This is a genomic window from Shigella sonnei (genome assembly GCF_002950395.1).
In the GTDB taxonomy this organism is placed as follows: domain Bacteria; phylum Pseudomonadota; class Gammaproteobacteria; order Enterobacterales; family Enterobacteriaceae; genus ECMA0423.
Map to the genome: position 1 here is coordinate 4309269 of NZ_CP026802.1, position 22848 is coordinate 4332116.

Genomic DNA, 22848 nt, shown 5'->3' on the forward strand with positions numbered 1-22848 from the left:
TGTGCATGTTTAACCAAGTCTGGCAGGAAATATACACGAAATGAATAATCTGAAAACCAGGCTTACACTTCCTTTACTTTGCAATGAGATCGGGGTCAACTTCGCTTAACCGGCTTCGTTTTGACAGGTTGCCGGTCTTTCTTTTTTTCACTTTCGCCAGTTCTTCCGCGGAGTAATGCGACGCGACATCCAGCCGTCGAAGCCCCATTTTGATGTACTCGCTGTTGATCTCAATACCAATGAATTTTCGTCCGCTGGCGATGGCTACGGCACCGGTAGTAAAGCTACCGGCAAACGGGTCGAGAACGATATCGCCTGGGTTGGAAGAGGCGAGAATAATGCGTTTCAGTAAGGCTTCCGGTTTTTGCGTCGGGTGGTTCTCATATTCATCCATCAAATAACGCACGCGCGGAAAATCCCAGACGTTACCCGGTACTTTTTGATGATTGTATGGCTGTGGAGGATTTTTGCGATAATCGATCAACGCGCGCTGCGATCCGGTTTTGGCTTCTACCAGAATAGCATCACCGTTGAATGTGTAGTTCTTTGCGTCTTTCACCATCATCAGGATGGGTTCGTACATGGAGCCGTAGTGTTTTTTCGCCTGTACTCCAGAACTGTCATATGACCAGACGATGCGACTTTTGATGGTAAAAAGCTTGCGGCACTGGAGATCGATAAAGGGCATGTTTTCCGTACTGTTCATAATGTACATGCTGCCCTGCTTTTTCAGAACGCGGTGGCACTCTACAATCACTTCAAACAGCCAGTCGATAAACAGATCTTCTTTCCAGGCTTCGATCAGACCATCAAAATTTTTACCGATGTTATACGGTGGGTCGGCAAAGATCAGATCGACGCTTTCAGTAGGTAGCTTTTTAAGTTCGGCAAGGGCATCACCGTGAATAATGGTCTTAGCTTCATTACCAAACCGGGTCGGTTCACATCCTGTTCTCATGGTCACTCCCTTTGTGACACCTATAAAAAAGGCGCTTCCCCATGCCGAGTAGCGCCTTTTTAATCAAGCATTTAGCTAACCTGAATTAGTTCATGCCGTATTTTTTCAATTTTTTACGCAGCGTACCACGGTTGATGCCCATCATCAGCGCAGCACGGGTCTGGTTACCACGGGTGTATTGCATCACCATGTCCAACAGGGGCTGTTCTACTTCAGCCAGTACCAGCTCATAGAGGTCATTCACATCCTGACCATTCAGTTGAGCAAAATAGTTCTTCAGTGCCTGTTTAACCGAGTCACGCAGGGGTTTTTGGGTTACCTGATCCTGAGAGTTAACGGTAGAAACGGTCAGTACGTCAGAATTTACGCGTTGTTCGAACATAGTTCTGTCAGCTCTTTATTTCTGTTTACGCAAAATTTTCGAAGTATGCCTCCAACGCCTCCAGCTGTTCGCTGGCATCCTCAATGGCGTTGAATGTGCGCCGAAACTGGTCATTTGGAGCGTGTTCCTGGAGATACCAGGAAACGTGTTTACGTGCAATTCGGTACCCTTTTGCCGGACCATAAAAGTCATGCAGTTCCCGAACGTGCGCGCAAAGCAAGCGCTTAACCTCTGCCAAAGGCAGCGGGGGCAGCAACTCCCCAGTGTCCAGATAATGCTGGATTTCCCGAAAGATCCAGGGTCTTCCCTGAGCTGCGCGGCCTATCATCAGGGCATCCGCCCCTGTATAGTCGAGCACAGCTCTGGCTTTAAGCGGGTCAGTAATGTCGCCATTCGCGATAACCGGAATGGAAACTTTCTGCTTAACTGCCCGAATACTGTCGTACTCAGCTTCTCCATTGAACAAACAGGCGCGTGTACGGCCATGAATGGTCAGAGCCTGAATGCCACAGTCTTCAGCCAGTTGGGCAATCTCTTCGCAGTTACGGTGTTCCGGTGCCCAGCCGGTGCGAATCTTCAGGGTAACAGGAACGTCCACTGCATTGACGACCTCGGTAAGGATCGATTTAACGACATCCGGGTACTGCAAGAGGGCTGAACCTGCGAGCTTGCGATTCACTTTTTTAGCCGGGCAACCCATATTGATATCAATAATCTGGGCACCGCTTTCCACGTTAATACGTGCTGCATCTGCCATTTCTTTCGGATCGCTACCAGCAATTTGCACGGTGCGAATACCGGGTTCATCAATGTGCACCATCCGTAAACGAGATTTGTCGCTTTCCCAAACCTGTGGGTTAGAAGACATCATCTCGGATACTGTCAATCCGGCTCCCATCTCGTAGCACAACGTCCGAAAAGGTCTGTCTGTAATGCCAGCCATGGGCGCTGCGATCAGGCGATTTCTGAGCTGATATTGTCCGATGCGCATGAGTTAAGAAATGACCATACTGTGACTGCAAGGCGGCGTATATTACGCATTTTTTGCACGAGATGAAAGGCCAAACTTTGACCAATCCTCTGAGATGGATCAAAGAATTGCATTTAAAATGAGCGTGGTGAGATAATTACTCATAAAAATCATCATATTAGAAAATAGTGACTAAAATTTACACTCAAAGAAATTTGAGTAAGTTCTCAATTTTTCTTTATGAATGAAAATTTTGGCACGCAAATTTGCGTAAATAACCGGCAAATTTACGTGCCTTTTGTGAGCTTGCTCGCACTTCGCCCCGCGTCACCCTACGGCGATGCGAAGGTTAATTCTTACGACCGGTAATGCGGCACCACTCTTCTTTTTCCACGACCGGGTCCAGTGCGAAGCTGTCGACATAAGCTTCACAAACGCTCTCTGCCTGGCTTGCCAGAATACCGGAAAGGCCCAGCAAACCGCCTGAAACCGGCAGGACGCTGATTAACGGTGCCAGTTCACGTAATGGGCCTGCAAGGATGTTAGCGACCACCACGTCGGCTTTCATTTCTTCTGGCTGATCTTTCGGTAAGTAGAGTTCCAGACGGTCAGAAACGCCATTACGTTCGGCGTTGTCGCGGCTAGCCTGAATCGCCTGCGGATCGATATCAATACCAATGGCTTTTGCTGCACCCAGTTTCAGCGCCGCGATAGCCAGAATGCCGGAACCACAGCCAAAGTCGATGACTATTTTACCGGTTAAATCGAGGCTGTCGAGCCACTGCAGGCACAGAGAGGTAGTTGGATGGGTACCCGTACCAAACGCCAGCCCTGGATCTAACATCACGTTGACGGCGTTTTCGTCCGGCACATCACGCCAGCTAGGGCAGATCCACAGTCGTTCACCAAAGCGCATCGGGTGGAAATTATCCATCCATTCGCGCTCCCAGTCTTTATCTTCCAGTTGTTCGATTTTATGCGCGAAGCCTGCGCCGAGCAGCGGATGGTTTTCCAGAATCGCCACCACGTCGTTCATATCGGTTTCAGCGTCGAACAGACCAATCACATCGGTGTCGCCCCACAGGCGCGTTTCGCCCGGCAGCGGCTCAAATACTGGCGTATCGTGGGTATCCTGAAAAGTGATAGAAACGGCACCCGCTTCCATCAGCGCATCGCTAAGATCTTCAGCGTTCGCGCCGGTGGTGTTCAGTTTCAGTTGGATCCAAGGCATGGCAAAACTCTTTATTTATCAGTAGTCAAAACGGTAGCTTGCGGGACGGATGTACCGAAACGGTTTCCGACCAGGAAAGCCAGCAAACTTAGTAGTAACGAGGGCACGATAGGGTGGAAGCCCAGGTACTGAATATTCAGCGTCGCGAGTACGGCATACAGCACGCCGCCAACGATCATCGCACTTAGCGCGCCTTTGGCGTTGGCGCGTTCCCAGTAAAGACCCAGCACCAGCGGCCACAGGAAAACGGCTTCCAGCCCACCGAAGGCCAGCAAATTCAGCCAGATGATCATTTCTGGCGGCTTCCAGGCGGCAAGCAGCAGCAACGCGCCGAGAACTAACGTAATTACCGCCGACATCCGCTTCAGACGCGTCTCGTTTTGCATTTGATCCGGACGGATATTCAGATAGAGATCTTTAATGATCGTAGCGGAACTTTGTAGCAATTGGGCGTTAATTGTCGACATGATCGCAGCCATAGGTGCAGCCAGAAAGATCCCGGCAGCAAACGGTGGCAGCACTTTTACCATTAACGTCGGGATCACCAGATCCGGTACGGTGAGATCGGGGATCACTGCACGACCTAACGCTCCGGCTAGGTGCATACCGAACATCAGGATTGCGACTACAATCGTACCGATGATGATCCCCCGGTGTACCGCTTTGCTGTCTTTATAAGAGATACAGCGCACCGCAGTATGCGGCAGGCCAATCACGCCAAAGCACACCAGTACCCAGAACGACGTCATAAAGGCAGGCGACAGAATATCGTCAGCGCCTTGTGGCGTAACCAGTTGCGGATCGATGGTTTGCAAGGTCTGTACTGCGTTGCTTAAGCCGCCAGCGGCATGTACCACGCCAATAAGCAGCACAACGGTGCCAATCAGCATCACAAGCCCTTGCATGGTGTCGTTCAGCACGCTGGCGCGAAAGCCGCCAAAGGCGGTATACAACGCAATGCTGATACCGAAAATCAGCAGCCCGGTTTCATAAGGAATACCCGCCGCGGTTTCCAGCAGGCGCGCACCGCCGATAAACTGCACGGTCATTGCCCCAACGAACGCAACCAGCAAACTCAAACTCGCCAGCCACACCAGAAGACGACTCTGGTAGCGGGCAAACAGCATGTCGTTCAGCGTCACTGCATTGTAGCGGCGCGCAAGAATCGCAAACTTCTTGCCGAGAATACCGAGTGAAAGCCAGACTGCAGGAAGCTGAATCATCGCCAGCAATACCCAGCCCAGCCCGTATTTATAAGCAGCTCCTGGCCCGCCGATAAACGAACTGGCACTGATATAGGTCGCGGTGAGCGTCATCGCCAGCACAATACCGCCCATAGAGCGGCTGCCGAGGAAATACTCATTAAGGAAGGTGCCGGTGCTCCGTTTACGCATCGCATAAACCGAGATACCGAACACCACCACCAGATAGGCGACCAGCGGTAGAATTACTTCAAGCTGCATCGTCATCCTCCAGTGGGATATCGCGATAGATAAATTTCACCATCGCCCAGCACAGTCCAATAAACAGTAGCGGCGTCAGGATGCAGGCCATCTCAAACCAGCGCGGAAAGCCGGTAAAACCGGGGGCAACGCCAGGTAAGTAAGCGGCTACTAACCAAACTGCCAGATACAAAAGGGTCAGCCCCAGCGCCCAGCGCGCCTCTTTATGGGCCTGAACAAAACGAGTGTCCATTTTTTGTCCCTGATGGGTGAAGAAAGCGAGGATTGTACCTTATGGGGGTTGTCGATCCCCAGTAATAAAAAAGGCCGGAAAATCCGGCCTTTTGACGCTTTTGCAGTCTTATTTTTCCTGAAGACCGAGTTTTTTCTCCAGATAGTGGATGTTAGTGCCACCATGCTGGAAGTTCTCGTCATTCATGATGCGGATCTGCAGATCAACGTTGGTTTTGATACCGTCGATGATCAGCTCCTGCAGCGCATTCTTCATGCGGGCAATCGCCACGTCACGGTTTTCACCGTAGCAAATCAGCTTACCGATCATTGAGTCATAGTACGGCGGTACGGTGTAGCCCGCGTAGATATGAGACTCCCAACGTACGCCAAAACCGCCAGGTGCGTGGAAACGGGTGATTTTGCCTGGGCTTGGCAGGAAGGTGTTCGGATCTTCGGCGTTGATACGACATTCCACCGCATGGCCGCGAACGTGAACTTCTTCTTGCTTGATCGACAGCGGTTGACCGGCAGCGATACGGAGCTGTTCTTTGATCAGGTCAACGCCAGTGATCATTTCGGTAACCGGGTGTTCTACCTGAATACGGGTGTTCATTTCGATGAAATAGAACTCGCCGTTTTCGAACAGAAACTCGAAAGTACCTGCACCGCGATAGCCGATATCAACACACGCTTTAGCGCAACGTTCGCCGATGTAGCGACGCAGTTCCGGGGTAATGCCCGGTGCTGGCGCTTCTTCGACCACTTTCTGGTGGCGGCGCTGCATGGAGCAGTCACGTTCCGCCAGATAGATAGCGTTGCCCTGACCGTCAGCCAGTACCTGAATCTCGACGTGGCGAGGATTTTCCAGGTATTTCTCCATGTAAACCATATCGTTGCTGAAAGCAGCTTTCGCTTCCGCACGGGTCATGGAGATGGATTGTGCCAGTTCAGCGTCGCCGCGCACTACGCGCATACCGCGACCACCGCCGCCGCCGGAGGCTTTGATAATCACCGGATAACCAATGCGTTTAGCAATGGCACGGTTTTTATCCATATCGTCGCCCAACGGGCCGTCAGAACCCGGTACGCAAGGGACGCCCGCTTTTTTCATCGCCGCGATTGCGGATACTTTGTCGCCCATCAGGCGAATGGTTTCTGCTTTCGGGCCGATGAAGATAAAGCCGGAGCGTTCAACCTGCTCGGCAAAGTTGGCGTTCTCGGAGAGGAAGCCGTAACCCGGATGGATTGCTACTGCGCCGGTGATTTCAGCGGCGCTGATGATTGCCGGGATGTTCAGATAACTTTTTACTGACGGAGCAGGGCCAATACAGACCGTTTCATCTGCCAGTAATACGTGTTTTAGATCGCGATCCGCGCTGGAGTGCACAGCGACAGTCTTGATGCCCAGTTCTTTACAGGCACGAAGAATACGCAATGCAATCTCGCCGCGGTTGGCAATAACAATTTTATCCAGCATGTTCGCCTCGTTACTCGATGACGACCAGCGGCTCGTCAAATTCTACCGGTTGTCCACTTTCGACCAGAATTGCTTTCACGGTACCGGATTTGTCCGCTTCGATCTGGTTCATCATTTTCATGGCTTCAACGATGCACAGGGTATCGCCCACGTTGACTTTCTGACCCACTTCGATGAACGCTTTTGCGTCCGGGCTTGGGGTGCGGTAGAAAGTACCAACCATCGGGGAACGTACGATGTGACCACTGATTTCCGCTGCTGCTGGCGCTTCCATGGAAGGAACGGTCGCCGGAGCGGCTGCGTTAGATTGAGCTGGCTGCTGCATCATTGGTGCAGCGTAAGCTTGTTGCATCACAGGGAAACTTGCGGCAGGAGCTGCACGGCTAATGCGTACTGACTCTTCGCCTTCAGAAATTTCCAGTTCGGAGATGCCTGATTCTTCAACCAGCTCGATCAGTTTTTTAATCTTACGAATATCCATGAGTGGGTTCCGTACTCTTTGTTTAGTGTGATTGTGACAGGCGTTTCACCGCCGTCTGTAAAGCGTATGCCCCGACAGCTGTATGCATAGCGATAAATTCCAGCAGGCCGGGACGCCGGTCTATTTTGCCCCAGAGTATCAATGTTAGACTTGACGGACATTGTGCAGCGATCTGCTGCTATCCTCCGGCAAAAAACAAAATATACCTTCGTTGCGCCAATGTCACCTTTTCCGCAGCGCAAAAACTGCGTCAGGGAGGACGAGGTCGCACATTATAACGATTTCGTAGCAATTGGCAGCTAAATACTGGTCTCATCAGGGAAGATAATCAACAGCTAACATGTAAATAACCTTCAACACCGTGTAATTTGCAACAAGCCGCACAATTCACGAAATTAGCGCCATCATCGACGGAACTTCTTATAACGTAAGGTGAAAAGCTGTAAAGCCAGCCCTGCGAAGATGAGGGGCTGCAATGAGATAATCTTCACAGACCACAAATAATGTAGGGATGCCAGGATCGCGACAAGATAGACGACATTACGCAGCGGTTGCTGGGGATTACCCAATTTTCACTGCATCGTCTGGATAGATGTGAATGCTAAAGCACGCAAAATCAACCGACTGACAATTCTCAGCATTAAATAGGTTCGAGTGGTTAATTTGTAGTCAAATAAAATCAGATTATTCACCCCATGGTACCAGAAATCAGTAACAGGTTAAGCGTAGTGTCGCCCAGGCAAAGCACCATAAACCTAACAGGCGACGGAGGCGTATCAATAATGGCTGTTTAGAGGAGTATCAATGCGCATCAATTTGTGGTCAGTCGAAATCATGACTTTCCAGTTTGGATGATGTTGTACAACTTCCTGACCAAGGTGTTCGACGAAAGCTGTCCGGCTAACCGCTTTTCCCGTTAACCGATTGAATAATGATGTCAAAATGAGTTCCCTCTCTTATTATTCCTTGCTAAATGGTTAGTTAACCTTCACCAGCGTGCGACCCTGGATCTGGTTATTAATGATGGCCTCGGCAAAGTTCGGTGCCTCTGACAGAGATATCTCTTTTGCCGCCTGGGTATAGAATGATTCCGGTAAATCGGCGACCAGTCGCTGCCAGGCTTGTGCGCGGCGTTCTGGTGGCGTCATTACTGAATCCACCCCTTGCAAACGGACATTACGCAGAATAAATGGCATGACCGTGGTTGGCAGAGTAAAACCACCCGCCAGACCACAGGCCGCCACGCAGCCGCCGTAATTCATTTGCGCCAGCACTTTTGCCAGCACTTTGTCGCCAACAGTGTCAATTGCCCCAGCCCAGACTTGTTTTTCCAGAGGACGGGATTCGGCAAACTCATCACGAGGGAGAATACGGCTGGCACCTAAACTTTTCAGATATTCATGGGTACTTTCGCGACCGGAAACGGCAACGACCTGATAACCCAACTTATGCAGCAGCGCCACGGCGGTACTGCCGACGCCACCACTGGCACCCGTCACGACAATCTCCCCGTCCTGCGGGCGAACACCGGCATCTTCCAGCGCCATCACACACAGCATGGCGGTAAAACCGGCAGTACCGATAATCATTGCTTTACGCGCGTCCAGCCCTTGCGGCATGGCAACCAGCCAGTCACCTTTCACTCGCGCCTGCTCCGCCAGCCCACCCCAGTGGTTTTCACCAACGCCCCAGCCAGTGAGTAACACCTCCTGACCGGCATGAAAACGCGGATCTTCGCTGGTGCGTACAGTTCCGGCAAAATCGATCCCAGGAATCATCGGAAAATTACGGATGATTTTTCCCTTACCGGTAATCGCCAGCGCATCTTTATAGTTCAGGCTCGACCAGTGAACATCGACCGTGACATCGCCCTCCGGCAGGCGACTTTCGTCCAGAGTCTGTACTGATGCGAGAGTTTTGCCGTCCTGCTGTTCTAAAAGTAACGCCTGCATAAGTGGTCCTCATGTGCATGATGGATTGGAAAATAATTTCTGAAGATTATACTCGCTAATGGAAAAGCAAAGCCGATGAAGCGCAATAAATTGCGAGATAAATCTGATTTGCTAGTATGCCCGCTTCCTCACTATCGGAGTTAACACAAGGATGAGATTAACGACGAAATTTTCGGCCTTTGTTACGCTGCTCACCGGGTTAACAATTTTTGTGACTTTGCTGGGCTGTTCGCTAAGTTTCTACAACGCAATTCAGTATAAGTTTAGTCATCGCGTTCAGGCGGTGGCGACGGCGATTGATACCCACCTTGTGTCGAATGACTTCAGCACATTAAGGCCACAAATTACCGAATTAATGATGTCGGCAGATATCGTTCGTGTAGACCTGCTCCATGGTGATAAACAGGTTTATACCCTGGCCAGAAATGGTAGTTATCGTCCGGTTGGCTCCAGCGATCTGTTTCGCGAACTGAGTGTTCCGTTGATAAAGCATCCGGGGATGTCGCTGCGTCTGGTTTATCAGGATCCGATGGGCAACTATTTCCATTCTTTAATGACTACCGCGCCGCTCACGGGGGCGATTGGCTTTATCATTGTTATGCTCTTCCTGGCGGTACGCTGGTTACAACGGCAACTTGCCGGGCAAGAATTGCTGGAAACCCGGGCTACTCGTATCTTAAACGGTGAGCGTGGCTCTAATGTGTTGGGAACCATCTATGAATGGCCGCCCAGAACCAGCAGTGCGCTAGATACGCTGCTTCGTGAAATTCAGAACGCACGCGAACAACACAGCCGTCTTGATACGCTGATCCGCTCTTATGCCGCCCAGGACGTGAAAACCGGCCTCAATAACCGACTCTTTTTCGATAATCAGTTAGCAACGTTACTGGAAGATCAGGAGAAAGTAGGTACCCACGGGATCGTGATGATGATTCGTCTGCCGGATTTCAATATGTTGAGCGATACTTGGGGGCACAGCCAGGTTGAAGAACAGTTCTTCACTCTGACTAATCTGCTGTCGACATTTATGATGCGCTACCCTGGCGCACTGCTGGCGCGTTACCACCGCAGTGATTTTGCTGCGCTGTTACCGCACCGGACGTTAAAAGAGGCAGAGAGCATCGCCGGTCAGTTAATCAAAGCCGTCGATACCTTGCCGAACAATAAAATGCTCGATCGCGACGATATGATCCACATTGGTATCTGCGCCTGGCGTAGTGGTCAGGATACCGAGCAGGTAATGGAACATGCAGAGTCTGCCACGCGTAATGCGGGATTGCAGGGCGGCAATAGCTGGGCTATTTACGATGACTCGTTGCCTGAAAAAGGACGCGGTAATGTTCGCTGGCGTACGCTTATCGAGCAAATGCTCAGTCGCGGCGGCCCGCGCCTTTATCAAAAACCGGCGGTTACTCGCGAAGGTCAGGTTCATCATCGCGAACTCATGTGCCGCATCTTCGATGGTAATGAAGAGGTTAGCTCGGCGGAGTATATGCCGATGGTCTTGCAGTTTGGCTTATCGGAAGAGTATGACCGTCTGCAAATCAGCCGTCTTATTCCACTATTGCGTTACTGGCCAGAGGAAAATCTGGCGATTCAGGTTACCGTTGAGTCGCTGATTCGCCCGCGTTTTCAGCGTTGGCTGCGCGATACGTTAATGCAATGTGAAAAATCACAACGAAAACGCATAATTATTGAACTTGCAGAGGCCGATGTAGGTCAACATATCAGTCGTTTACAACCTGTTATTCGTTTAGTGAATGCTTTAGGGGTACGGGTAGCCGTCAACCAGGCTGGTTTGACGCTGGTAAGCACCAGTTGGATCAAAGAACTTAATGTTGAGTTACTCAAGCTCCATCCGGGGCTGGTCAGAAACATTGAGAAGCGAACGGAGAACCAGCTGCTGGTTCAAAGCCTGGTGGAAGCCTGCTCCGGGACCAGCACCCACGTTTACGCCACCGGCGTGCGTTCGCGAAGCGAGTGGCAGACCCTGATTCAGCGCGGTGTTACAGGCGGGCAAGGGGATTTTTTCGCGTCCTCACAGCCACTTGATACTAACGTGAAAAAATATTCACAAAGATACTCGGTTTAACCTGCCGTTTAATCCGTTTTCACGTAGAATAACGCGCGCTGCGTCTCATGGGAGTGTGCTTGTCTGCTCGCCAGATTGTTGCAGCACATATGCAGATGAATGACCTTACGCGGTTGCAAACAGGCGAGGAATGCTGCTGATGCATTAAGCCTTTCTGGACTCAGGCAGAGATTTGTAACAAAGGAAACGAACTGCACTAATTTTCACCGTAGCAGATGATTTTTGCGCCTTGTCGCTGCTGCGTGTGGTTGGTAAAGTAAGCGGATTTTCTTTTCCGCCCCAGCTTTCAGGATTATCCCTTAGTATGTTGAAAAAATTTCGTGGCATGTTTTCCAATGACTTGTCCATTGACCTGGGTACTGCGAATACCCTCATTTATGTAAAAGGACAAGGCATCGTATTGAATGAGCCTTCCGTGGTGGCCATTCGTCAGGATCGTGCCGGTTCACCGAAAAGCGTAGCTGCAGTAGGTCATGACGCGAAGCAGATGCTGGGCCGTACGCCGGGCAATATTGCTGCCATTCGCCCAATGAAAGACGGCGTTATCGCCGACTTCTTCGTGACTGAAAAAATGCTCCAGCACTTCATCAAACAAGTGCACAGCAACAGCTTTATGCGTCCAAGCCCGCGCGTTCTGGTTTGTGTACCGGTTGGCGCGACCCAGGTTGAACGCCGCGCAATTCGTGAATCCGCGCAGGGCGCTGGTGCCCGTGAAGTCTTCCTGATTGAAGAACCGATGGCTGCCGCAATTGGTGCTGGCCTGCCGGTTTCTGAAGCGACCGGTTCTATGGTGGTTGATATCGGTGGTGGTACCACTGAAGTTGCTGTTATCTCCTTGAACGGCGTGGTTTACTCCTCTTCCGTGCGCATTGGTGGTGATCGTTTCGACGAAGCTATCATCAACTATGTGCGTCGTAATTACGGTTCTCTGATCGGTGAAGCCACCGCAGAACGTATCAAGCACGAAATCGGTTCGGCTTACCCGGGCGATGAAGTCCGTGAAATCGAAGTTCGTGGCCGTAACCTGGCAGAAGGTGTTCCACGCGGTTTTACCCTGAACTCCAACGAAATCCTCGAAGCACTGCAGGAACCGCTGACCGGTATTGTGAGCGCGGTAATGGTTGCACTGGAACAGTGCCCGCCGGAACTGGCTTCCGACATCTCCGAGCGCGGCATGGTGCTCACCGGTGGTGGCGCACTGCTGCGTAACCTTGACCGTTTGTTAATGGAAGAAACCGGCATTCCAGTAGTTGTTGCTGAAGACCCGCTGACCTGTGTGGCGCGCGGTGGCGGCAAAGCGCTGGAAATGATCGACATGCACGGCGGCGACCTGTTCAGCGAAGAGTAATCGGATGCAGGCAGGGGAAATGTCTGTTTACCCTGCCTGGTCTGATACGAGAATACGCATAACTTATGAAGCCAATTTTTAGCCGTGGCCCGTCGCTACAGATTCGCCTTATTCTGGCGGTGCTGGTGGCGCTCGGCATTATTATTGCCGACAGCCGCCTGGGGACGTTCAGTCAAATCCGTACTTATATGGATACCGCCGTCAGTCCTTTCTACTTTGTTTCCAATGCTCCTCGTGAATTGCTGGATGGCGTATCGCAGACGCTGGCCTCGCGTGACCAACTAGAACTTGAAAACCGGGCGTTACGTCAGGAACTGTTGCTGAAAAACAGTGAACTGCTGATGCTTGGACAATACAAACAGGAGAACGCGCGTCTGCGCGAGCTGCTGGGTTCCCCGCTGCGTCAGGATGAGCAGAAAATGGTGACTCAGGTTATCTCCACGGTTAACGATCCTTATAGCGATCAAGTTGTTATCGATAAAGGTAGCGTTAATGGCGTTTATGAAGGCCAGCCGGTCATCAGCGACAAAGGTGTTGTTGGTCAGGTGGTGGCCGTCGCTAAACTGACCAGTCGCGTGCTGCTGATTTGTGATGCGACCCACGCGCTGCCAATCCAGGTGCTGCGCAACGATATCCGCGTAATTGCAGCCGGTAACGGTTGTACGGATGATTTGCAGCTTGAGCATCTGCCAGCGAATACGGATATTCGTGTTGGTGATGTGCTGGTGACCTCCGGTCTGGGCGGTCGTTTCCCGGAAGGCTATCCGGTCGCGGTTGTCTCTTCCGTAAAACTCGATACCCAGCGCGCTTATACTGTGATTCAGGCGCGTCCGACTGCAGGACTGCAACGTTTGCGTTATCTGCTGCTGCTGTGGGGCGCGGATCGTAACGGCGCTAACCCGATGACGCCGGAAGAGGTGCATCGTGTTGCTAATGAACGTCTGATGCAGATGATGCCGCAGGTATTGCCTTCGCCAGACGCGATGGGGCCAAAGTTACCTGAACCGGCAACGGGGATCGCTCAGCCGACTCCGCAGCAACCGACGACAGGAAATGCAGCTACTGCGCCTGCTGCGCCCACACAGCCTGCTGCTAATCGCTCTCCACAAAGGGCTACGCCGCCGCAAAGTGGTGCTCAACCGCCTGCGCGTGCGCCGGGAGGGCAATAGTGGCGAGCTATCGTAGCCAGGGACGTTGGGTAATCTGGCTCTCTTTCCTCATTGCGCTGTTGCTGCAAATCATGCCCTGGCCGGATAACCTGATTGTTTTCCGGCCAAACTGGGTGTTACTCATCTTGTTGTATTGGATCCTGGCCTTGCCTCATCGCGTAAATGTGGGCACAGGTTTTGTGATGGGTGCCATACTGGATCTGATCAGCGGCTCGACGCTTGGCGTACGCGTATTGGCGATGAGCATCATTGCTTACCTGGTGGCGCTGAAATACCAGCTTTTCCGCAACCTCGCATTATGGCAGCAGGCGCTGGTCGTCATGTTGCTTTCGCTGGTGGTGGATATTATTGTTTTCTGGGCAGAGTTTTTAGTGATTAACGTCTCTTTCAGACCGGAAGTGTTCTGGAGTAGTGTAGTCAATGGGGTGCTCTGGCCGTGGATTTTCTTGCTGATGCGTAAAGTCCGTCAGCAGTTTGCAGTGCAATAAAGGTTTCTATGACTTCTCTGTATTTAGCTTCCGGTTCTCCGCGTCGTCAGGAGTTACTTGCGCAACTTGGTGTGACCTTTGAACGTATTGTTACGGGCATTGAGGAGCAGCGTCAGCCGCAGGAGAGCGCGCAGCAGTATGTTGTGCGTCTGGCGCGCGAGAAAGCACAGGCGGGTGTCGCGCAAACGGCGCAGGATCTCCCGGTGCTGGGTGCGGATACTATCGTTATCCTGAATGGAGAAGTGCTGGAGAAACCGCGCGACGCAGAGCATGCGGCGCAGATGTTGCGCAAATTATCGGGTCAGACCCATCAGGTGATGACGGCAGTGGCGTTGGCCGACAGCCAGCACATTCTCGATTGCCTGGTGGTCACCGATGTGACTTTCAGAACGTTAACAGACGAAGACATCGCGGGCTATGTCGCCAGCGGTGAACCGTTAGATAAAGCAGGTGCATACGGTATTCAGGGGCTGGGTGGCTGTTTTGTCAGGAAGATAAATGGCAGCTATCACGCCGTAGTCGGCTTACCTCTGGTTGAAACGTATGAATTATTAAGTAATTTTAACGCACTGCGTGAGAAAAGGGATAAACATGACGGCTGAATTGTTAGTAAACGTAACGCCTTCGGAAACGCGAGTGGCGTATATTGATGGCGGTATTCTGCAGGAAATTCATATTGAACGTGAGGCGCGACGCGGAATAGTAGGCAATATCTACAAGGGTCGTGTAAGTCGTGTACTTCCGGGTATGCAGGCGGCTTTTGTAGATATTGGGCTGGATAAAGCCGCGTTTCTTCATGCATCCGATATCATGCCGCACACCGAATGTGTGGCGGGTGAAGAACAAAAGCAATTCACGGTGCGCGACATCTCGGAACTGGTTCGTCAGGGGCAAGATCTGATGGTGCAGGTGGTGAAAGATCCGCTTGGCACTAAAGGTGCGCGCCTGACCACCGATATCACGCTGCCTTCTCGCTATCTGGTCTTTATGCCAGGGGCTTCTCACGTTGGGGTTTCCCAACGTATTGAAAGCGAATCAGAACGTGAACGCCTGAAAAAAGTGGTCGCAGAGTATTGCGACGAGCAGGGCGGGTTTATCATCCGTACCGCAGCGGAAGGGGTTGGCGAGGCTGAACTGGCCTCCGATGCCGCTTATCTGAAACGCGTCTGGACCAAAGTTATGGAGCGTAAAAAGCGCCCGCAGACCCGTTATCAGCTGTACGGCGAACTGGCGCTGGCTCAGCGTGTTCTGCGTGATTTCGCCGACGCCGAACTGGACCGCATTCGCGTTGACTCACGCCTGACTTACGAAGCATTACTTGAGTTCACCTCGGAGTACATTCCCGAGATGACCAGCAAGCTGGAGCATTACACCGGACGCCAGCCGATTTTCGATCTCTTTGATGTCGAAAACGAAATCCAGCGAGCGCTGGAACGCAAAGTAGAACTGAAATCCGGTGGTTATCTCATTATCGACCAGACCGAAGCGATGACCACCGTGGACATCAATACCGGAGCGTTTGTCGGTCATCGCAATCTGGACGACACCATTTTCAATACCAATATTGAAGCGACGCAGGCTATCGCTCGCCAGTTACGGTTGCGTAATCTGGGCGGGATTATCATTATTGATTTCATCGATATGAATAATGAAGATCACCGCCGCCGCGTGCTGCACTCGCTGGAGCAGGCGTTGAGCAAAGACCGGGTGAAAACCAGCGTTAATGGTTTTTCGGCGCTGGGGCTGGTGGAGATGACGCGTAAACGCACCCGCGAAAGCATTGAGCACGTACTGTGTAACGAATGCCCAACCTGCCACGGTCGCGGAACGGTGAAAACCGTGGAAACGGTATGCTATGAAATCATGCGCGAGATTGTTCGTGTCCACCATGCTTACGACTCCGACCGTTTCCTGGTCTATGCTTCTCCGGCAGTAGCCGAAGCCTTGAAAGGCGAAGAGTCACACTCGCTGGCGGAAGTGGAAATTTTCGTTGGCAAACAGGTTAAAGTACAAATTGAACCGCTCTATAACCAGGAGCAGTTTGACGTCGTAATGATGTAAACAGATGCTGGGCCGCCATCCGGCAAAGGGTTTTTGAGTCACATTTTTAGCAGACAAGGAGTGACGGGTGAGGCGATTGCCGGGGATTTTACTGCTTACTGGAGCCGCGCTCGTTGTGATCGCTGCCCTGCTGGTTAGCGGCCTGCGTATTGCTTTACCGCATCTTGACGCCTGGCGTCCGGAAATCCTCAACAAAATAGAATCCGCGACTGGCATGCCGGTAGAAGCCAGTCAGCTCTCAGCCAGCTGGCAGAATTTTGGCCCGACGCTTGAAGCACACGACATCCGTGCAGAACTAAAAGATGGCGGCGAATTTTCGGTTAAACGCGTTACTCTGGCGCTGGATGTCTGGCAGAGCCTGTTACATATGCGCTGGCAGTTTCGCGACCTCACTTTCTGGCAGCTGCGCTTTCGCACCAACACTCCTATCACCAGCGGTGGTAGCGATGACAGTCTGGAAGCCAGTCACATCAGCGATCTGTTTCTTCGTCAATTTGACCATTTCGATCTCCGCGACAGTGAAGTCAGTTTCCTGACGCCATCCGGTCAGCGTGCCGAGCTGGCGATCCCACAACTCACCTGGCTGAACGATCCACGTCGACACCGTGCGGAAGGCCTGGTAAGCCTCTCCAGCCTTACCGGACAGCACGGCGTGATGCAGGTGCGCATGGATTTGCGCGATGATGAGGGGTTGTTAAGCAATGGTCGCGTCTGGCTACAGGCGGATGACATCGACCTGAAGCCGTGGCTCGGTAAATGGATGCAGGACAATATTGCTCTGGAAACGGCACAGTTCTCCCTTGAAGGCTGGATGACGATCGACAAAGGCGATGTAACCGGCGGTGACGTCTGGCTGAAACAGGGCGGTGCCAGCTGGTTGGGCGAGAAGCAAACGCATACGCTGTCGGTGGATAATCTGACCGCGCATATTACGCGTGAAAATCCGGGCTGGCAGTTCTCTATTCCCGATACACGGATCACGATGGACGGCAAACCCTGGCCGAGCGGAGCATTGACGCTGGCCTGGATACCGGAACAGGACGTTGGCGGCAAAGACAATAAACGCAGTGACGAACTCCGGATTCGCGCCAGTAATCTGGAGCTGGCAGGCCTGGAGGGCATACGCCCGCTGGCCGCGAAACTTTCACCTGCACTGGGTGATGTTTGGCGCTCCACACAACCGAGCGGCAAGATTAACACTCTGGCGCTGGATATCCCGCTTCAGGCGGCAGACAAGACCCGTTTTCAGGCATCGTGGAGCGATCTGGCCTGGAAGCAATGGAAATTATTACCGGGTGCGGAACACTTCTCCGGGACGCTTTCCGGCAGCGTTGAAAATGGTTTGCTTACCGCGTCGATGAAGCAGGCAAAGATGCCTTACGAAACGGTATTCCGTGCGCCACTGGAAATCGCCGACGGCCAGGCAACTATAAGCTGGCTGAACAATGACAAAGGTTTCCAGCTGGATGGGCGTAATATTGACGTTAAAGCCAAAGCCGTCCATGCGCGCGGCGGTTTTCGTTACCTGCAACCTGCTAACGATGAACCCTGGCTGGGTATTCTGGCTGGCATCAGTACCGATGATGGTTCACAAGCCTGGCACTATTTCCCGGAAAACTTGATGGGTAAAGACCTGGTTGATTACTTAAGTGGCGCGATTCAGGGCGGTGAAGCGGATAACGCGACGCTGGTTTATGGTGGCAATCCGCAACTCTTCCCCTATAAACACAACGAAGGTCAGTTTGAAGTGCTGGTGCCGCTGCGCAACGCGAAGTTTGCCTTCCAGCCGGACTGGCCTGCATTAACTAACCTTGATATTGAACTGGACTTTATTAACGACGGTTTATGGATGAAAACCGATGGCGTTAATCTGGGCGGCGTGCGCGCGAGTAATCTCACCGCAGTGATCCCTGACTACTCGAAAGAAAAACTGCTGATTGACGCTGACATTAAAGGTCCGGGTAAAGCCGTTGGCCCTTACTTTGATGAGACACCGCTGAAAGATTCTCTGGGTGCGACCCTGCAAGAACTCCAGCTCGACGGCGATGTGAATGCTCGCTTACATCTTGATATCCCGCTGAACGGCGAGCTGGTAACCGCGAAAGGTGAAGTGACGCTGCGTAATAACAGTCTGTTTATCAAACCACTCGACAGCACCCTGAAAAATTTGAGCGGTAAATTCAGCTTTATCAATGGCGATCTGCAAAGTGAACCACTGACAGCAAGCTGGTTTAATCAGCCGTTGAACGTGGATTTTTCCACCAAAGAAGGGGCAAAAGCCTACCAGGTTGCGGTGAATCTCAACGGTAACTGGCAACCGGCGAAAACCGGCGTTCTGCCTGAAGCGGTGAACGAAGCATTGAGTGGCAGCGTGGCGTGGGATGGTAAAGTGGGCATTGATCTGCCTTATCATGCTGGCGCGACCTATAACGTAGAGCTGAACGGCGATCTGAATAATGTGAGTAGTCACTTACCTTCACCGTTAGCCAAACCTGCGGGTGAACCACTAGCGGTAAACGTTAAGGTTGATGGCAATCTCAACAGCTTTGAATTAACCGGACAGGCTGGTGCGGATAACCATTTCAATAGCCGCTGGTTGCTTGGTCAAAAGCTGACGCTCGATCGTGCTATTTGGGCGGCAGACAGTAAAACGCTCCCGCCGTTGCCGGAACAAAGTGGCGTTGAACTCAATATGCCGCCGATGAATGGTGCCGAGTGGCTGGCCCTGTTCCAGAAAGGCGCTGCGGAGAGTGTCGGTGGTGCAGCGAGTTTCCCACAATACATAACGTTACGTACGCCTATGTTGTCACTGGGAAATCAGCAATGGAATAACCTGAGTATTGTTTCGCAACCGACGGCAAATGGCACCCTGGTTGAGGCGCAAGGGCGTGAAATCAACGCCACGCTAGCGATGCGTAATAACGCGCCGTGGCTGGCGAATATCAAATATCTTTATTACAACCCGAGCGTGGCGAAAACTCGTGGTGATTCAACGCCGTCATCACCTTTCCCGACAACGGAGCGCATTAACTTCCGTGGCTGGCCGGACGCACAAATACGATGCACAGAGTGCTGGTTCTGGGGGCAAAAATTCGGTCGCATTGACAGTGATATCACCATTTCTGGCGATACGTTAACGCTGACCAATGGACTGATTGATACTGGTTTCTCGCGGCTTACTGCCGATGGTGAATGGGTTAATAATCCGGGGAATGAACGTACCTCGCTGAAAGGAAAACTGCGCGGGCAGAAAATTGATGCCGCCGCAGAATTTTTTGGTGTCACGACGCCCATACGCCAGTCGTCATTTAATGTGGATTACGATTTACACTGGCGCAAAGCACCCTGGCAGCCAGATGAAGCGACGTTGAATGGCATCATTCATACTCAACTGGGTAAAGGCGAAATTACCGAAATCAATACCGGACATGCCGGGCAATTGCTGCGCTTATTGAGCGTAGATGCCCTGATGCGTAAGCTGCGTTTTGATTTCAGAGACACTTTTGGCGAAGGGTTCTATTTTGACTCCATTCGCAGCACCGCGTGGATTAAAGACGGGGTTATGCACACCGACGACACGCTGGTGGATGGCCTGGAGGCGGATATCGCCATGAAAGGGTCGGTAAATCTGGTACGTCGCGACCTGAATATGGAAGCGGTTGTCGCACCAGAGATTTCTGCGACGGTGGGCGTGGCTGCGGCTTTTGCGGTTAACCCCATTGTTGGCGCGGCAGTTTTTGCCGCTAGTAAAGTGCTGGGGCCGCTGTGGAGCAAAGTCTCCATTTTGCGCTATCACATTTCGGGTCCGCTGGACGATCCGCAAATCAACGAAGTGTTGCGCCAACCGCGTAAAGAAAAAGCGCAATGATTTGACGAGGGCGCGTAATTGCCCCAATCTCATATGATAATCGTTGCCAAAGGCCAACGAGCCAGAACATAACCGTAGGCCGGATAGGGCGTTCATGCCGCATCCGGCAGCCGTAAAAAATCCTCTACTGCAGTAACTAACGAGTAGCAAAAACGATGAGTCTGAACCTGGTAAGTGAACAATTGCTAGCGGCGAACAGCCTGAAACATCAGGACTTGTTCGCGATCCTCGGTCAACTGGCCGAACGTCGCCTTGATTATGGCGATCTCTATTTTCAGTCGAGCTATCACGAATCCTGGGTTTTAGAAGACCGCATTATTAAAGATGGTTCTTACAACATCGATCAGGGCGTTGGCGTGCGTGCAATCAGCGGTGAAAAAACCGGATTTGCTTACGCTGACCAAATCAGCCTGCTGGCGCTGGAACAGAGTGCGCAAGCGGCGCGCACCATCGTCCGTGATAGTGGTGATGGCAAAGTACAGACGCTGGGCGCGGTAGAGCATAGCCCGTTGTATACCTCGGTAGATCCGCTGCAAAGCATGAGCCGTGAAGAGAAGCTGGATATCCTGCGTCGCGTCGATAAGGTTGCTCGCGAAGCGGACAAGCGCGTACAGGAAGTGACTGCCAGCCTCAGTGGTGTCTATGAATTAATTCTGGTTGCGGCCACCGACGGCACGCTAGCGGCGGATGTCCGTCCGCTGGTGCGTCTTTCCGTGAGCGTTCTGGTCGAAGAAGATGGCAAACGCGAACGCGGTGCCAGTGGCGGCGGCGGTCGTTTTGGTTATGAGTTCTTCCTTGCCGATCTTGACGGCGAAGTCCGTGCGGATGCATGGGCAAAAGAAGCAGTGCGTATGGCGCTGGTCAATCTTTCTGCCGTTGCTGCACCAGCGGGCACCATGCCGGTAGTACTTGGCGCAGGTTGGCCGGGCGTGCTGTTGCATGAAGCGGTAGGTCACGGTCTGGAAGGCGACTTCAACCGCCGCGGCACTTCAGTATTTAGTGGGCAGGTCGGGGAGCTGGTGGCTTCAGAACTGTGTACCGTGGTTGATGACGGCACGATGGTCGATCGCCGTGGTTCGGTGGCGATTGATGACGAAGGTACGCCAGGCCAGTACAACGTGCTGATTGAGAACGGCATTCTGAAAGGCTACATGCAGGATAAACTCAACGCGCGTTTGATGGGGATGACGCCGACTGGCAACGGTCGCCGTGAATCCTACGCCCATCTGCCCATGCCGCGTATGACTAACACCTATATGCTGCCGGGTAAATCGACCCCGCAGGAAATTATTGAATCCGTTGAGTACGGTATCTATGCACCGAACTTTGGTGGCGGTCAGGTGGATATCACCTCCGGCAAATTCGTTTTCTCCACTTCAGAAGCATATCTGATTGAAAACGGTAAAGTAACGAAGCCGGTGAAAGGCGCAACGTTGATTGGTTCCGGTATCGAAACCATGCAGCAGATTTCGATGGTTGGCAACGACCTGAAACTGGATAACGGCGTGGGTGTCTGCGGTAAAGAAGGGCAAAGTTTGCCGGTTGGCGTGGGCCAGCCAACGCTGAAAGTTGATAACCTGACTGTTGGCGGTACTGCGTAATAATTTCATTATTTTCAGAAGGATAATTAATCTTTCTACGTGCACGAACGGTCCCCTCGCTCCTCTGGGGTTAGGGTGAGGGGAACCCGTTGGCACAGGTTTGTAGAACGTAACAGTACAATATGAATTACTTCTCTTTCCCGCGCCCGTGCATCTCCTGAAACAATTTACCGACCTCAACAAAATAATCCGTCAGCGAGTTGATCACGACCTGTACCTTCAGCGGCAGCTTATCTTTTTCGGTATATAACGCATAAACCGGGCGTGGATCTGACTGATAACGCGGCAGCAGGATCTCCAGCTCACCGCGATTGATCTCGTTGATCACCCACATCAGCGGCACGTAGGCGATCCCGGCACCCGCCGTCAGCCAGCGCACCAGCGTCATCGGATCATTAGTCACAAATCTTCCTTGTGGGATCAGGCGAGTCGAGATCCCTTCCGGTGCGATCAGTTCAAATTCATTGTCGGGCCGCACGCTGTATTCAAGCCATGAATGACTACTCAAATCGGCGGGTTTTTCCGGTATGCCGTATTGTGTGAGATAGCTTTTCGCGGCGCACACCACCATCGGCATCGCGCCCAGACGGCGGGAAAACAGGCTGGAATCCTGCAACGCGCCGACGCGGATCACCACATCCAGACCGTCGGCAATCAGGTCGGGGGCTGGAATTCCGGTAACCAGATTGACGCTCAAACCTGGGTATTCTTTCAGCATTTTTGCTGTCAGCCCGGCGAGAACATTTTGTGCCATAGTTGAAGAACAGCCAATGCGCAGCGTCCCGATGGGGGTGTTATTGAAGGCATACAGTTGCTCATGAACATCCTGCACTTCATGAAGCATCCGACGGCAGCCCTGGTAGTAAATTCTGCCGGCTTCGGTCAGGCCAATGCTGCGTGTGCTACGGTTTAACAGCTTTACCTGCAACTCATCTTCCAGTTTTGACACCGTCTGACTGATGGACGAAACGCTCATCTGTAGCTGTCTGGCGGCGGCGGTAAAAGAGCCAAATTCAACTACTTTGGCAAACACCGACATGCGTTTTAGTCGTTCCATTATTCACTCTGACTTAAAAGTGATTTAGATCACATAA

Annotated in this window: 18 protein-coding genes; 8 read left to right on the forward strand and 10 right to left on the reverse strand. The window is 52.1% G+C overall.

The window, feature by feature from the left end; genetic code table 11:
• Positions 1 to 73 precede the first annotated feature (73 nt).
• The 9 genes from yhdJ to acuI all read right to left on the reverse strand — a co-directional run bounded on the left by yhdJ (position 74) and on the right by acuI (position 9127).
• Complete coding sequence (gene yhdJ / locus C1P89_RS22295) at positions 74 to 958, reverse strand: adenine-specific DNA-methyltransferase (RefSeq protein WP_001258924.1); 885 nt, start codon at positions 956 to 958, stop codon at positions 74 to 76.
• Between the two features lie 85 nt (positions 959 to 1043).
• A complete protein-coding gene (gene fis, locus C1P89_RS22300) occupies positions 1044 to 1340 on the reverse strand; it encodes a DNA-binding transcriptional regulator Fis (protein WP_000462905.1) in 297 nt (98 codons plus the stop codon).
• 25 nt (positions 1341 to 1365) lie between these two features.
• Positions 1366 to 2331: a tRNA dihydrouridine synthase DusB gene (dusB, locus tag C1P89_RS22305; RefSeq protein ID WP_001219652.1), complete on the reverse strand. Its 966-nt coding sequence runs from the start codon at positions 2329 to 2331 to the stop codon at positions 1366 to 1368.
• Between the two features lie 328 nt (positions 2332 to 2659).
• Positions 2660 to 3541: a 50S ribosomal protein L11 methyltransferase gene (prmA, locus tag C1P89_RS22310; protein WP_001145818.1), complete on the reverse strand. Its 882-nt coding sequence runs from the start codon at positions 3539 to 3541 to the stop codon at positions 2660 to 2662.
• Positions 3542 to 3552: 11 nt separating this feature from the next.
• Entirely contained in the window at positions 3553 to 5004 is a 1452-nt protein-coding gene (gene panF, locus C1P89_RS22315) for a sodium/pantothenate symporter (protein ID WP_001175728.1), read from the reverse strand.
• The gene (locus C1P89_RS22320) at positions 4994 to 5236 is read right to left on the reverse strand and encodes a YhdT family protein (protein WP_000381170.1); all 243 of its coding nucleotides are present in this window, start codon (positions 5234 to 5236) and stop codon (positions 4994 to 4996) included. The genes panF and C1P89_RS22320 overlap by 11 nt, the downstream gene beginning before the upstream one ends.
• A 108-nt stretch (positions 5237 to 5344) precedes the next feature.
• Positions 5345 to 6694 carry an acetyl-CoA carboxylase biotin carboxylase subunit gene (gene accC, locus C1P89_RS22325; protein WP_000884639.1) on the reverse strand — a complete coding sequence of 450 codons (1350 nt, stop codon included), beginning with the start codon at positions 6692 to 6694 and terminating at the stop codon, positions 5345 to 5347.
• 10 nt (positions 6695 to 6704) lie between these two features.
• Entirely contained in the window at positions 6705 to 7175 is a 471-nt protein-coding gene (gene accB / locus C1P89_RS22330; protein ID WP_000354622.1) for an acetyl-CoA carboxylase biotin carboxyl carrier protein, read from the reverse strand.
• 977 nt (positions 7176 to 8152) lie between these two features.
• Positions 8153 to 9127 carry an acrylyl-CoA reductase (NADPH) gene (gene acuI, locus C1P89_RS22335; protein WP_001148478.1) on the reverse strand — a complete coding sequence of 325 codons (975 nt, stop codon included), beginning with the start codon at positions 9125 to 9127 and terminating at the stop codon, positions 8153 to 8155.
• Positions 9128 to 9278: 151 nt separating this feature from the next.
• On the opposite strand from acuI, the gene csrD reads away from it, so the two are divergent.
• The 8 genes from csrD to tldD all read left to right on the forward strand — a co-directional run bounded on the left by csrD (position 9279) and on the right by tldD (position 21754).
• Entirely contained in the window at positions 9279 to 11219 is a 1941-nt protein-coding gene (gene csrD, locus C1P89_RS22340; protein ID WP_001241433.1) for an RNase E specificity factor CsrD, read from the forward strand.
• Positions 11220 to 11523: 304 nt separating this feature from the next.
• Positions 11524 to 12567 carry a rod shape-determining protein MreB gene (gene mreB, locus C1P89_RS22345; RefSeq protein ID WP_000913396.1) on the forward strand — a complete coding sequence of 348 codons (1044 nt, stop codon included), beginning with the start codon at positions 11524 to 11526 and terminating at the stop codon, positions 12565 to 12567.
• Between the two features lie 65 nt (positions 12568 to 12632).
• Entirely contained in the window at positions 12633 to 13736 is a 1104-nt protein-coding gene (gene mreC / locus C1P89_RS22350) for a rod shape-determining protein MreC (RefSeq protein ID WP_000802516.1), read from the forward strand.
• Complete coding sequence (gene mreD, locus C1P89_RS22355) at positions 13736 to 14224, forward strand: rod shape-determining protein MreD (RefSeq protein ID WP_000179409.1); 489 nt, start codon at positions 13736 to 13738, stop codon at positions 14222 to 14224. Before mreC ends, mreD begins: the two co-directional genes overlap by 1 nt.
• A gap of 8 nt (positions 14225 to 14232) precedes the next feature.
• Positions 14233 to 14826: a nucleoside triphosphate pyrophosphatase YhdE gene (yhdE, locus tag C1P89_RS22360; RefSeq protein ID WP_000203096.1), complete on the forward strand. Its 594-nt coding sequence runs from the start codon at positions 14233 to 14235 to the stop codon at positions 14824 to 14826.
• Positions 14816 to 16285 (forward strand): ribonuclease G, encoded by a 1470-nt coding sequence (rng, locus tag C1P89_RS22365; protein WP_000123197.1) that lies wholly within the window; start codon positions 14816 to 14818, stop codon positions 16283 to 16285. The genes yhdE and rng overlap by 11 nt, the downstream gene beginning before the upstream one ends.
• Positions 16286 to 16352: 67 nt before the next feature.
• Positions 16353 to 20153 (forward strand): AsmA2 domain-containing protein YhdP, encoded by a 3801-nt coding sequence (gene yhdP, locus C1P89_RS22370; RefSeq protein ID WP_001253597.1) that lies wholly within the window; start codon positions 16353 to 16355, stop codon positions 20151 to 20153.
• 155 nt (positions 20154 to 20308) lie between these two features.
• Positions 20309 to 21754, forward strand: a complete 1446-nt coding sequence (tldD, locus tag C1P89_RS22375) for a metalloprotease TldD (protein ID WP_000055945.1) — start codon at positions 20309 to 20311, stop codon at positions 21752 to 21754.
• 127 nt (positions 21755 to 21881) lie between these two features.
• On the opposite strand, the gene aaeR is transcribed toward tldD, so the two are convergent.
• Positions 21882 to 22811: an HTH-type transcriptional activator AaeR gene (aaeR, locus tag C1P89_RS22380; protein ID WP_000440317.1), complete on the reverse strand. Its 930-nt coding sequence runs from the start codon at positions 22809 to 22811 to the stop codon at positions 21882 to 21884.
• Positions 22812 to 22848 lie beyond the last annotated feature (37 nt).